The following is a 13,615-nucleotide window of genomic DNA, read 5'->3' as shown; positions in this document are numbered from 1 at the left end:
AACATAGAGAGTTTCTTGCTCACGCTCCCAATCTGAAAAGCTGATCAATATAATTTCTTTGCCAGATTGCGATTTAACTTTTATTGGTTTTTGACTTGTAAGAACCTTGTCTACAAAAGCCTCAAAGTGATTTCTGAATTGTTTTAAGCTGACTGATTTCACATGCGATGCCTAATCTATTAATGTGTTGGCTCTGGATGAGGGCGATGATCTTCAACCCATTTCTCATCCATACGTGGATCCATTTCCGCTAGAACGCTGCCTGATGCTGCCGGAACGGCAACGTAGACATTCATATGGTCTTCTGGAATACGCTCGCTCTGCAATGAGTAATAACCTAACGCGAAGGCAAACAACGCCAGCACGATAAAAAATGCAGTTGCTGAAAACCCTAGTACAAAACCTAAAAATAATGGTGCAATAAATGACCCGAAGCCATAAGAAAACAATAAGGTTCGGCTGATCTCGACCAGGTCTGTGTTTTCATCAAACACATCGTTGGCGCGTGCAACACTCAAGGGATAAATGCTGAACAAACTGACACCCAATAAAAAACCAACTGTATATAGCAACGCCACGCTATCACGCCAGATCAAAGGCAAAATCAGCATCAGCAGAAAAACACCTGCACCGAAAAATCCAGACCAGGCCAGCATTTTTCGTCGTCCTATTCGATCAGATAACATGCCCACAGGTAATTGCGCCACCAGCCCACCCAGAATGGTAATTGCCATAAACAATGAGACCACCTTAGGCTGATCAAACACATTTAATACGTAGAGCGGCAACATGGTGTAAAACGCGCCAATGAATACCCCCCCAATAAAACTACCAACCAATGCCAATGGGGCTATCGATAACAATTTTGGCATGCTGTAACGCTCAAAAGGTTTTAATACGGGTTGCGAAACACGTGTTACTGCGACCAATACCAGCGACCAAAGCACCAGAATTGAACCCAGAATGAATATCGTATTGGCTGATAGCTCTAGCATTAATAGCAATTGGCCCAATGCTAACGCCAGGAAGAATACGATGGTATATATCGCAAGAATTTTGCCGCGGTCATCAGTTGAGCTTTTTTCATTGAGCCAGCTTTCCAACACAATCAGCATGGCATAAAAGGCAAAACCGGATACCAAACGCAATATGGCCCAAAACCAGGGATCAAACCATAAGGCATGTCCCAAAAAGGCCATCACCATAATCGCAGAAAAAGCCGAAAAACTGCGTGCATGACCTACTGTGACGATAAGTTTTTGACTGAAAATTGCGGCTAACATCGCGCCCAGGAAAAAAGCGGAATTGATTAAGCCGATGACGCCCTCAGTGAGGCCTTCCTGTTTCAGGAATATGCCGATGAACGTCATCAATAAACCATAACCCGTTGCCAACAGTGAAATAGAGAAGAACAACGATGAAATTGGTAATAAGGCTCTTTTAAAAAACATGCGGAATCCTGAAACGAAAATAGCTTGCTGCGGGAGAACAACAAGGCACTATTATAGGGTCTATTGACCTTTCATAGGCGCCTCTGTTGTGACTGAAAATGTACCAATCAAGGCGCGAGGAGTGCCGTTTAGTCATTCTAAATAAACGACGAGTAACGCAGAGTGGTGCATTTTTCAGCCACAACCCGCAGGGCTGGGACTATTTTTTCGTCCTACTGCGTTGCAAATGACTTATGTAGAACAACTACATCGCACCATTTCCGCCTTGTAGGATGGAAAAATATCCTCCAGCAGTGGTGCCTATGAAAGGTCAATAGACCCTATTGCTTTGATTATTTTCAATACAAATTCAAGGGAGGGTAAGCAAACTTGATTTGGGTAAATTATGTTTATAACTGATCAATCTGTGTTCTATGGAGTGGGTATAAATTTCTTCTAAATTGAAGGTACGACATATTCTCCCAATTCCTGAATTACCTCTTTCGCGGGACGTTTTCCATACTTGAGGTTGATTGTAACGTGATTAACACCTACCCCCTTAAGATGTAATAAATAATTCAACAGAGCTTTAATACCAGTACGGATTCCTAAATGGATGGGAGTCGGGAGGGTGCTTGGATCTGCAACTAAATCTACGTAGAGAGATTGGGCGAACGGCTTGAAAGGTTGATTATTCTCATCCAATATTCGATACCAGTTTTTGACAATTCGATCATGAATTGCGAGTGGTCTAGGGTAGGTAATCCATCCATCTGCATTTTGTGCAACCCAGTCTAAGCTTTGTTGGCTATGACCAGTGACAAATAATGGAATCAATTCTTTTGCCTTAGGCAGACTGTCCGCTCGACCGTCCATGACTCCGTAAGAATTGTTGTATCGCGGTAACGTGTCGTAGAGCAATGTTTTAAGTGTCTCGAAATGCTCTCTAAACAATTGCCCCCTTGATTCCAGGTCAACCCCAAACGCTGGAAACTCAACTGGTCGATCACCTGATGCAACACCTGCTACGATACGACCATTGCTAAGAATATTTAGTGATGCTAATGATTTAGCCAGGTGAACAGGGTGTCTTAGTGGCAGTATGAGCGATCCTGTCGCCAGCTTGATTCTCTTAGTATGTGCTGCAATCCAACTCATATACACTAAGGGATCATAAATTTGTCCTACATCACCAAACAATGGATCTCGCAAAGGAACATCTCTAAACCAAAGTGCAGAAAATCCTGCCTCTTCTGCCAAGCAAGCCAATGACTCCTGATTGGCCATAGTTGGAACATCTCCCTGATATGATTCAAGGGGAAACATAAGTCCTAAACTTAATTTTCCTTCATTAAACATGCTGTTTGCATTTGTCGGTTCATTTTTCATGTAACCATGCTCCACTAGATTCTTGTCGAATCAATTGTTCGACCTCGTCCTTTTTCATACAAGAGGCCGCTTGTTTTCTCTTTAACCTAATCTAACGAAATATCTTCAACCATCGCTTCGATTTTTTCGAAATTGAGATCTTGAGATAACCTGAGCCAAGCTTTTGCTCTTTGTTCTCTATTATCTAGAAGACATTATGCTCTTAATGGCTGCTGTTACATTTCTTAATATCAATGGAGCAAGACTTGCTGGACCTGTGGTCATACCACAAGCGGCAACAACTCCACCGTACTGTGTTGAGGTGCAAGCATTTGCCAATACATCTCTGGGATTTCACTGATAAATCGTCGGATGAAAATTCAGGTTTAATGTTGTGATAAAACATTATCTAACACTAGAACTGAATGGAGATCATGAGGACGGAAAATCTAGCTTTAGTGTTTATTGATCTAGATTTGACCCTCAAAAATCTGATTTAGCGTGTGTTCCTACTTATATAGTATGCAGAAATCCCGGCAGTTATCACTGCCGGGTTGTTTAGGATATTAAAAGTCGAGCTGTGCACCCAGTTTGATAGTGCGTGGCGCACCTTGGGCAATGCTTGAGCTGCCTGCAGAGGTTAACCAATAGGCTTTATCTGTCAGGTTTTCAACATTTATCCGCAATGTCAGTAGCTGTTTGTTGAGGTCAATTTCATAACGTGCCCCCAAATCAAATAATGTTACCGAACCGACATGCCATTGGTTGGCTATGTCCAATGGAACACTACTGGTGTATTGCGCGCCGCCAGTGAAGGTCAACTGGGTATTTGGCACTTGATACTCACTGTACAAACGGAATTGTTTATCAGCGACGCCTTGTATCGGTTCGCCTTCCAGACTTGGATTGGTGGTTTTTCTGTTAGTCGCATCGAGCCACATTGCACTGGCCCCGACCAACCAGTGCTCAGTGATTTTGCCTCGGGTTGAAAACTCAATTCCTTCGTAACGGGCTTCACCATCCTGACTGAACACATCATTTCCGTCTGTGTAGGTAAGGCCTTTTTGCAACTGGAATACAGCCATGTTGGCTGACCAGTTATCGTAGTCGACTTTAATACCTGTCTCATATTGTTTGCTGATTAACGGTTGAAAGACCTCACCAGCATTGGCAGCGGTATTCGGCGCTGTGGCACCTTGCTCAAAGGCTTCTACATAGCTGGCGTAAATTGACATCCATTCAAGTGGCCGATAGATGGCTGCGAAGGACGGGGTGATTTCACTTTCTTTGTAATCACCATAGTCATCCTCAAGGCTGCCATAACGGGCTCCGATAATGAAATCCCAGCTGTCGCCGACATTAAGCGTATCGGAGATAAACGCTTCTTTACGGGTGATTCTGGAATATTCATTAAAGCTGGCATCACTTTTATCAAGATGACCGACTGGTCGATCGAAGTCGACAGGTGAAGATAAATTACCCGAGCCCAGTGGAATCGACATGGTGCCGATACCGGTACTATTTGATGAGATGGTACGGGTATGTGACAAACCGAATGCCATGTTATGCGTGACGGGACCAGTTTCGATGGCACCACTCAACACATTCTGTGTCTGATAGCTTTTGAACAGATTGTTGTAATTGAAAAGCGTAGCGGAGTAGTTGCCATCGCCATCAACGTACAAAATTGGCATCAGCGGATTACGGTAGCTGGTGGAGTAACGGTACGAAAGTTTGTTGTTCCAGTTATCGTTAACCTGCCAGATTAAATCACTGCCGGTGGTAATGTGTTCTGATTCATAACGTGTCCAATCCGGAGCAAGACTTTTATCACCGTCAATTGGACTGACGATATTGCTTACTGTGCGATCAGTGAATGAACCATCAGAGTTAGGAGAAATAGAAAAATACCCACCATAGCTTTTACGCTCAGACACCAGTGCATCGACCTGCCAGGTCAGATCCGGTGTGATACGCAAGTCGAGTGCAACAGAAGCCGATTTACGGTAGGCCTCACCGTCATCGACATACGTGTCACCAGCCTCACTGACTACATTAACCCGGTAACCAAACACTTGCTCTGGACCTACGCGACCACCGACATCTCCGTGTACCATCAACAGACCACTGTCCATTAATTGTGTGGAAACGCTGGCCTTGAATTCATCAGTTGGCCGTTTGAGTACGTAATTGATGATGCCGCCGGGAGCCGCGAAACCATAAAGGAAACCACCTGCGCCTTTTAGAATCTCAACCCGCTCAAGATGTTCAAGAGGAAGATCTTTGGCACGGCTGCGAAAATTCATACCGTCGAGTTTCTGTCCGGTATCAAAATCCGTACTGATGCCACGAATCGAAAAAGCATTATTTTCTGTGAGCAGATTATTGCCCGAGAGACTGATTGCCGCATCAAATTTGGTTAACTCACCTAGGGAGCGTGCCTGTAAATTGGCAATGTAGTTTTCGGAGTAGGTTTCAATGGTAAACGGCGTATTCTGCTTGGACATATTTCCCAGAGCACCGGCAAACGCATCGCCAACACGATACGCATTGGCGGCAGAGCCATCCATCCCCAGACCTTGAACTTGCAGAGTCGATAAGGTGACACTTTGTCCATCATCCTGATTGGCTTGTTCATGCAAAGCGTAACTAATGTCACCCTGAGCCACGGCCACCAGACCGGTTCCATTTAGGATCTGGCTAAGTGCATTTTCAACGGTATAGCTGCCCTGCAAACCAGCACTGTTTTTGCCACTGGCTAATTCCGACGCACCAACTAGATATATTCCGGCTTGGGCAGATAAGCGGGCCAGAACCTGACTTAGCGATCCGGCAGGGATATTAAATTGTTGCGTGGCTTGAGACACAGACCGAGTTGTTTCTGCCTGAGCTGCAGGCAGCCACGACAGTGCACCCATGCTGGAAGCAGCAATAATATGTATAGAAAGCACCAGCGGCTTATACCGATTTTTAGCTGGCTGCTTGGGACGGTGTTTTACCATTGTGTTACCTCATCTCGTTTAATGTTGATACCGATATAAACGGATGAGGGTGTGAAACCCGGAACCATTATTTGTATAAAAAACTGAAATAATCACAACGTACTGAATAGATTGATGATTTAACTGCGAAGTGACTCTACCTTAATCCACCCTGGAAAAACCTGACGAACCTGTATCGGCAAAACGGTGGTCAGCATTGCCAAAGCACGGTTGGTATCACTGAGTGGGAAACTGCCATAGACTTTCAACTGAGCAACATCATCAGAGATATTGATGTAGCCGTATTGATAGCGGTTTAGTTCGGCAATCAGATCTTCAAGCGTCATATCTTCTGCCACTAACAGTCCTTGTCGCCAAGCTTGGCGGGCTGTTATGGCGTGTTGTTTTGGCATTATCTGATTGCTATTAAAACGGGTTGTTTCGCCAGCCCGAATTTCTGTCTGCTGAGCACTATTGGTTTGAACAGATACCGCGCCTTCATAGACGGCGAGTTCGATATTTTCTTGCTGGCTGATGACGTTAAACTGGGTGCCGAGCGCTGTTAATCTTCCGTGTGAGGTATCCACCACAAATGAGCGGCTGAGATCTTTTGCCGTTTCAATATAGATTTCGCCATGCAGCAATTGAATACGTCTGTGCAGAGTTGTGTAATCAACATTGATGGCAGTAGCCGTGTTTAACCATATTTGGCTGCCATCGGCCAGCGTGATATTTGATTGTTGACCAACACCGGTGTGATAGTCAGCGGCAAATGCCATGACGCTGTCGGGAAGCCATTTTTTATTCCAACTAAGCTGACCTAATAAACCTATCGCGCCAATGCTGAGCATGCCGCTAAGAACACGACGTCGTTGGCGGAGTCGTTGATTGGCACTGAATAGATTATTTGCAGTGCTTTGTGGATCAGGTGTTTGTTGCAAGGTTTCAAAACTGTGGCTGATTTTTTCAACGTATTGCCAGGCCTTTTTATTTTCAGGCTTGGCGTCCAGCCATTGATGCCAAGCTATTTTGTGTTCGTTACTGGCTTGTCCATCGCGAAGCAGAGCAAACCATTCGGCAGCTTGTTCGAGTGTTTGATGAGATGGCTCAGCCATAGTTACATTTCTGGCTCGGAAATAAGCTCACGGGTGGTATGCGATGCCTGCAATTTAAGGCAGGCCAACATGGCCTTGGCAACATATTTACGCACCATGCGATCTGATACACCTAATTGAATTGCGGTTTCGGCATCGGTCATCTGACAGACCACCGCTAACAGAAAGGCTTTAGCGACTTTGGCTGGTAACTCGCTCAACATCAGATTGATTTCTTCCAAAGCTTCCAGCACTGATGCCTGTCTTTCAGCGGATGGTGCTGTTTCTTCTGGGTAACTGGAAAGGGTGTCGTGCCAGGCTTTTTCAATTTCCTTTCGACGCCAATGATCAATACAAAGGTTTTTGGCGGTAGCACACAAATAACTGCGGGCATGGTCGCTGCTTGAAAAGTGACGTGAGGAACGCAAACCAAGCAGACGGAGAAAGGTATCTTGAGTCAAATCAGCGGCTTCCGCACTATTACCTAACCGTTGGTATAACCAGGATTTCAGCCAATTATGATGTTCGCTATACAGCACCTGCACATTAAAGTTACTGACAGATTGGGCACTGCTCACGAAAGACTCCTGAAGGTTATTTGCTAATGAGAATTAATCGCATTCTAGTGGTTGAAGTTAATCCTGGCAAGTGAGCATGGTAATGGAGCGTTTTACTAACGCCTGTTTTGAGCATCAAGTTAATGTGCTATAAATCCGTCATCATAAATTCTGATGAGGGTAGGGCAGATGAAAATGGATTTATCTAGGTTTACGCTCCCTGTTAAAAACTTTATTAAGAAACCGCTGGTGGCCGCCGGAATTGGTTTTATGGTGTCAGTGCCTGCTGAAAATGCTTATGAGTCGGGCATGGCGCTGATGTTTCCTGATTTATTCGATATGAGTGTTCAGGAGGTTATCGATATTCAGCAGACGCAGTTTGGTGCTTTGGAAAATTCTATTCAGCAGTTATCTGCTCTAACGGTGGGTAATGCAGAAGCTCAAACCGTTATCAGCCAGCTTAGTCAGAATCTGAACCAGGCGATGCAAGCCAATCAAACATTAACCAGTAAACTCGAAACGGTTGCATATGACCGTGAAGTGCTTCGTCAAGAGCTGTTGAATAAAAAAGGCGGGGATTTGATTCCGACGATCGCTTTGCCTGAGTATCAAACTATTTATTATCCCGATCTGGGTGTGCTGGCATTGAGAGATTATTATGCAACCAGTCGCAGCATTATCTTTACCATCAACGATCAAACAAAACGTTTAAACGTTGGTGAAAGCATCAAAATTGAACAAGATAATCAACTGTGCCGGCTGGTTTATCGTGGTATGCATGATGGTAAACATGGGGTGGAGAAAATCTGTAATAAAGCGTGATGGTTTGCTTAAGGAATTTTCTCAGGTAGTTCGGGTAAAACGCTGTATTGCGGTATTGTTTGAATGAGTAATATTTGAATCGTAGGACATATTTCAATCAAGTTAATCAAGGAGTTCGCCATGTGGACTAAACCAGAATATAACGATATGCGTTTTGGCTTTGAAGTGACTATGTATATCTGTAATCGATAACATCATGACCTCACTTAACGTTACCGACACACACATAATGGGCTGGTTGTGGCATCCAATGAAATGCACTTGTCCGATTTGCAGTGCTTAATGATTTTCACGTTGCAGATGAACATTCGCTAATAAGTTTGTTGATACCCCAATCAGATTTGTTCAAATAAAAAAGCCGGTCATAGACCGGTTTTTTTATGGTCGAAAATTTTATGAGATCCATGGCATTTTATTGAATAACTGCAAGATCATGACTTTGTATTCGCTTGATAAAAACCAAACTAAACTGGTTTGTTAATGGTCATACAGGCATACTGCGATTCGGTTTTTAATTCATTTCTTGTTGGAGACAACAGTGTTTAAAGTAAAGAAAATCATCTATATCCCAATCGCAATTCTGTTGATTGGACTCGGCGGAGCCCATGCTGTTGCTAATAATCAGGCAAATCAAGCGGCACAGGAATTAGTCGATGAATTGGTCTCCAAAATCAATGAAAATGGTGGCCAGGTTGAAGTCGGAGAGGTTGAAGCCAACCCCTATAACAAAAACATTTCGGTTAAAGATGTGTTGGTTACCGATGATTCTGGTCGTCAACATCAAATCGGCTTATTAACGCTGAGTGAAATTGAATTGAATGAACGTCAGGATTTCATTTATGCAATGAATATCTCGACCAAAGATGCGTTATTTACCGTTACCGGTGGCGATGGAACAGCTGAGCAAGAACAATCGTTGGCCGATACCTTAAAAAGTTTAGGCATCAACAACGACAAAATTGGTCATGATCAACAATTGGCTTATCGATACAAACCTGCAGAACGTCAATTGAGCTTGAATTTACAGAATAAGTTTTACAATCCTGAGCTGACAAAAAGAGCGGCTGCGGAATTATTTTCGATGAATCTGCACACTGATTTCAGCCAGGTTCCTGATTTGGAAAGTCAGATGCAGCGTCTCAGAGACGATGCGGATATGACGACTGCCTCAGCTGAGTGGATGCAAACTGGTTTGATTAAAGCCACGGTTGATTTTGAAGATCTTGGTGCGTGGCAGCCTTTAATTGAAGACGGTGCCAAAAAAGCCGGCGTCACTCCAGCTGTTTTCAAAGAACAGTTAAAACAGCAATTGCTGCAACAATTTTCAGCAATGCCAGCCGTATCAGCTAACTTGAAAAGCCAATTAACCGATGCCAGCACTCGTTTTATCGATAGCGATTCGCCTCAGGTAGCTTTGGATATCAATTCAAAAAATCCACAAGGCACCGGAATCATGCTGGCATTGATGTCGATCATGATGTCACCGAACGCATTGGAAAGCTTCTTTGACATCCAGGTTAAAGCGGACTAGTTGCTTTAACAGATACTATCGGTTCCAAGGATATTTTAAATAGAGGGTCACTCGCCAAATTGCTTGATTTACCTGTATGTCTTTAATCACTACAGGAAGATTTCCTCAATCAATGTTGCACTATTGTGACTGTCAAAATCGTCTCTCTATAATGAGAATGGTTATTATTAAATTTGAAAGTTCTATCTAAACTGGTCAGATAAAACAAACAAACTGCTCAAAGTGACAAGTTATTCGTTTGCGATTGGTTGGCAGTTTTGAAACCAGGTGAGATGGAAAAGCTTTAATGATGAATCATGCATGAACGCAAACGCAATCCACTTATTTCAAGTGAATTAGGTGACTGCGTTTGTCTTGTGAAGAAGGCAATGTTGCCGGAACAATTGGGAGAGAATCAAGATGAAGAAAAATCGTTTATTAGCCGCGGCTGCAGTGTTTGCTTTAGTACCTTTTACTGCGTTTGCCGATGAATGTGTATTAACCATTGAAAGCACTGATCAAATGAATTTCAGTGAAAAAAAGATGGCGGCTCCAGCCAGCTGCGAAACAGTGAAAGTCGTGCTTAAACACACAGGTTCAATGGCCAGAGATATGATGGGACATAACTGGGTGTTGACCAAAAGAGATGACATGCAGGCCATTGTTAAAGAAGGTGCTGCTGCAGGCTTAGATAATAATTATTTGCCACAAGGTGATGATCGCATCATTGCTGCCACCGAAGTGATTGGCGGTGGTGAAACGACTGAAGTGGAATTTTCTACCGCTGGTCTTGCTGGTGAAAAAATGACTTTTTTCTGTTCATTCCCTGGTCATAGCGGAATCATGAAAGGCAGTTTTGAAGTTAAATAAATGTTCAAACCCTCTTACCAACAAGTTATTGGTGAGAGGGTTTTTTTATTTCTATCACTTATAAAGTGCAGGATCCACTTCCGGCAACGCTTCAAAAGCTGGCTTGGCAAAATAGTAACCCTGAAATAATGCAACGCCTTGAGCACGAATAAATTCAAACTCTTCTATCGTTTCAACACCTTCAGCAATAACTCTTATCTCTAAATCCTTACAGGTCATAATGATCGAGCGGACAATCGATTGTCTGACTTTATCAGTACTGATATTACGGATTAGTGCCATATCGAGCTTGATAATATCTGGCTGCCAATCTGCGAGCAGGTTCAAACCTGCATAACCGGAACCAAAATCATCAATCGCTGTAGTGAAATTATGCCGTTTGTATTCATCGAAAATGTTTTTCAGATGATTGTTATCGTTCACTTTTTCCACTTCGGTCACTTCAAACATTAAATTCTCGGTGGGAAAATTCATCACTGCGGCAGCTTCTAGCGTAGCCCTAATGCAGGTCTCGGGTCGATATACCGCATTTGGGAAAAAGTTGATGCTGAGCATACCTTGCAAATCAAGTTGTTTTGCCAGTTGAATCGCCTTAACGCGAATCGTCTGATCAAACGAATAACGATTGTTGTCGTTCAGTCTTTCCAAAATGGTATAAGCGGGTTCGTTGTTTACCCCACGGACCAAGGCTTCATAACCAAAAATGTGTTTTTCTTCAACATCGACAATGGGCTGAAAAGCCATTGAGAAACTGAAATCCAGTCCACCACCTTCTAAACATTTATCACAGCCTAAAGGTTTGAAATCTGGCATTTGATTGGTCATTTTTAATTCTCTCTTTCTGTACTTTTATATCGACGTTAACGTTATTTTTTATTAAATGAAAATAATATTTTCAGGTTTTTTCCGGGATTGTTTATTCAGATAGGTTTTTAGCTGATACGCAAATTTATCGGCATTATCGTTGGATAACTTTTCAGGTAGCTCTTGACGTAAGGTTTGCATATCGCCAGGACTGATATCAATGTAACCCATTGACCAGTTATTAAAAATGTATTTATTGCTGAGGCAAATATTTAGCAGTTTACATTCATGATGCCGTTCATCAGTGAGGATTTTTTGGTAGAGGCTGAGAACAACATTTTCTGGTCCTTCAAGCACCTGAATAAAATCAGTATGGCTGTAACAAAGAATACCGTTTACGTTTAACGAGTTGATTATTTTTCCGGCTTTGTGAGAGCAGTTTAGTTAAATCGTTTTCTGGCAAGCGATCATGAGTCTTACTGCTATATAAAATTCTCAATAAACTTCTAGTCAAAACAAAGCATCCAGATAACCATCTCATACAATTTGATGCAAATCCTTTTGCCATATATTTCAGTTTAGTCTATGCCACAGAACACCAGCCGACAAGCTTAATCATGCATCTAATTAGGTTTGATTATGAGTCTTTTTAGCTGGGTCATTTATCTGCACAATTAATTGTTGGGCAGCTCTCATTAGTGATTGGTTCTAAAGTGAGCATTTCTTCAAATGTGGAAAGAATGTTTTGATCTTCAGGAGCCAGTTTTTTTGCACACGCAGCAGAGGCCAAAGCGGTTTGATGACAACCGATTGCCTTTAAGGTGTAAGCACGGTTATTTCTAAGTGATGCTTCCAATGGAAATTTGTCGGTTAATTCGGCAAATACGGCATCCGATTGGATAAAGTTTTCTTGTTGGTAATACATGTTCGCCAATGCAAGGCCAGGTTGTTTGTGGTCAGGCCAGTGCTCCATGGCCGCTTTATAAGCTGTTTCAGCAGTTACGTATTGACCAGTTTTTTCAGCGTCATAGGCTGTCTGTAACCAGGCTGCAAGTTGAGCAGTGGGGGGAACGTTTCCAGGTTGAACAATCACTAATGCCCAATGCTCACTGCGGGCCCAGGTACGCTCAAAAGTTTGTAAGGTGGTTTGCCAGCGTTCGGTTTCACCGGAGCGTAAAATCAACTGTTGTGTATCAATATCAAACCCCACCACCACAGCGTAATGCCAAAAAGGTTTCCAGTTAAATCCCAAATTCTGCATGACTAATACCGGATTTCCGGCAGCAACTTCAGTCAGTAACGCTTCCATATCCGGTGCTAACGGATAGGCCATCAACCCTTGTTTACGAGTTGCTGCAACCATTTCTATTTGTAAGCTGCCTTGTCTTTCAGGAATATAAACTTGATCAGTTAATGCTTCGGGCAAAATGTCTATGCCCCGATATTGCATAACGGTGGCTAATGCGGCCGGTCCGCATTGATATTGGGTTTGGGGGAAAAAGGGCACATCTTCCAGCTCAGCCTGCCGAGGTTCAAAGGCTGTTTGATTGAGTTGGTTGGTTTGAGGAGTATGACTACAAGCCGTAAGTAAAAAGCCTAGTAGTAATAAAACACCCAGCCGTAGCTGGGTGTGAGTTGAGCTATTACGTTTTTGCATAATTGAAAGAAATTATCTAACCGGTCTAACAAATGGGAAGATATCAGTTGCACCGATAGCATCGGTAATAACAAACACGACAAATATCAGCACAATTACACCAAGAATACCACCAGCAGGCATGTCATTAATTTGTTGGTTTAACTGAGCAATTTCAAAATCAGTCATGCTGTTGATACGTTCTTGTACTAATTCTGGCGCAACACCCATGGAGACTAATTTTTCTTGGACATCATCCCGATCCAGCATTGAAAACAGCTGTTCACGATCGTATTGAGATTGTTGTGATTGAATGACATCCGGCGTGCTAATCATAGCCGCTTGTGCGGGTAAGGTGACGCTACCAAAAAAGCCCAATAAAGCAATCCAGGCGAATAATTTTTGTTTCATACATCCCTCCGTTGGTTTAGCAAGAGGCCAAAATAGACCTGAGATTGAGCTTATCATGAGAATCATAACTGCACTATAACGTATTCATGATTTAGCTATGAAGAACTCCCAGATTTGGCTGTAATTGTGATG

General features: G+C 43.0%; 14 protein-coding genes. 4 read left to right on the top strand and 10 right to left on the bottom strand.

The window, feature by feature from the left end; genetic code table 11:
* The 6 genes from A9E74_RS15090 to A9E74_RS12525 form a co-directional block, all read right to left on the bottom strand.
* On the bottom strand, window positions 1–162 hold a 162-nt coding region (locus A9E74_RS15090; RefSeq protein WP_141696816.1), incomplete at its 3' end, for a type II toxin-antitoxin system Phd/YefM family antitoxin.
* Between the two features lie 17 nt (window positions 163–179).
* Window positions 180–1,451 (bottom strand): MFS transporter, encoded by a 1,272-nt coding sequence (locus A9E74_RS12545; protein ID WP_069296953.1) that lies wholly within the window; start codon window positions 1,449–1,451, stop codon window positions 180–182.
* A gap of 435 nt (window positions 1,452–1,886) precedes the next feature.
* Window positions 1,887–2,819 carry an LLM class oxidoreductase gene (locus tag A9E74_RS12540; RefSeq protein ID WP_069296952.1) on the bottom strand — a complete coding sequence of 311 codons (933 nt, stop codon included), beginning with the start codon at window positions 2,817–2,819 and terminating at the stop codon, window positions 1,887–1,889.
* A 545-nt stretch (window positions 2,820–3,364) separates the two neighbouring features.
* Window positions 3,365–5,800 (bottom strand): TonB-dependent siderophore receptor, encoded by a 2,436-nt coding sequence (locus tag A9E74_RS12535; protein ID WP_069296951.1) that lies wholly within the window; start codon window positions 5,798–5,800, stop codon window positions 3,365–3,367.
* A gap of 119 nt (window positions 5,801–5,919) precedes the next feature.
* A complete protein-coding gene (locus A9E74_RS12530) occupies window positions 5,920–6,894 on the bottom strand; it encodes a FecR family protein (RefSeq protein WP_069296950.1) in 975 nt (324 codons plus the stop codon).
* Between the two features lie 2 nt (window positions 6,895–6,896).
* Entirely contained in the window at window positions 6,897–7,451 is a 555-nt protein-coding gene (locus tag A9E74_RS12525) for a sigma-70 family RNA polymerase sigma factor (RefSeq protein WP_069296949.1), read from the bottom strand.
* Between the two features lie 249 nt (window positions 7,452–7,700).
* Here A9E74_RS12525 and A9E74_RS12520 point away from each other — a divergent pair, with 249 nt between their 5' ends.
* From A9E74_RS12520 to azu, 4 genes are all read left to right on the top strand, one after another.
* Complete coding sequence (locus tag A9E74_RS12520) at window positions 7,701–8,252, top strand: hypothetical protein (RefSeq protein WP_141696815.1); 552 nt, start codon at window positions 7,701–7,703, stop codon at window positions 8,250–8,252.
* 120 nt (window positions 8,253–8,372) lie between these two features.
* Window positions 8,373–8,444 (top strand): pyrroloquinoline quinone precursor peptide PqqA, encoded by a 72-nt coding sequence (gene pqqA, locus A9E74_RS14145; protein ID WP_084003089.1) that lies wholly within the window; start codon window positions 8,373–8,375, stop codon window positions 8,442–8,444.
* Window positions 8,445–8,790: 346 nt separating this feature from the next.
* A complete protein-coding gene (locus tag A9E74_RS12515) occupies window positions 8,791–9,783 on the top strand; it encodes a hypothetical protein (protein WP_069296947.1) in 993 nt (330 codons plus the stop codon).
* A gap of 399 nt (window positions 9,784–10,182) precedes the next feature.
* Window positions 10,183–10,632 (top strand): azurin, encoded by a 450-nt coding sequence (azu, locus tag A9E74_RS12510; protein ID WP_069296946.1) that lies wholly within the window; start codon window positions 10,183–10,185, stop codon window positions 10,630–10,632.
* Between the two features lie 54 nt (window positions 10,633–10,686).
* On the opposite strand, the gene A9E74_RS12505 is transcribed toward azu, so the two are convergent.
* The 4 genes from A9E74_RS12505 to A9E74_RS12490 form a co-directional block, all read right to left on the bottom strand.
* Window positions 10,687–11,457: an EAL domain-containing protein gene (locus A9E74_RS12505; protein WP_069296945.1), complete on the bottom strand. Its 771-nt coding sequence runs from the start codon at window positions 11,455–11,457 to the stop codon at window positions 10,687–10,689.
* A 51-nt stretch (window positions 11,458–11,508) separates the two neighbouring features.
* Window positions 11,509–11,850: a BLUF domain-containing protein gene (locus A9E74_RS12500; protein WP_281198106.1), complete on the bottom strand. Its 342-nt coding sequence runs from the start codon at window positions 11,848–11,850 to the stop codon at window positions 11,509–11,511.
* A 244-nt stretch (window positions 11,851–12,094) separates the two neighbouring features.
* A complete protein-coding gene (locus A9E74_RS12495) occupies window positions 12,095–13,093 on the bottom strand; it encodes a PA2778 family cysteine peptidase (protein ID WP_069296943.1) in 999 nt (332 codons plus the stop codon).
* 12 nt (window positions 13,094–13,105) lie between these two features.
* Window positions 13,106–13,483, bottom strand: coding sequence for a DUF6627 family protein (locus A9E74_RS12490; protein ID WP_069296942.1), 378 nt, complete (start codon window positions 13,481–13,483; stop codon window positions 13,106–13,108).
* Window positions 13,484–13,615 lie beyond the last annotated feature (132 nt).

The organism is Methylophaga muralis (assembly GCF_001720165.1).
Lineage (GTDB): Bacteria > Pseudomonadota > Gammaproteobacteria > Nitrosococcales > Methylophagaceae > Methylophaga > Methylophaga muralis.
The sequence above is the reverse complement of the archived record's forward strand: the minus strand, read 5'-3'. Positions and strand labels throughout refer to the sequence as shown.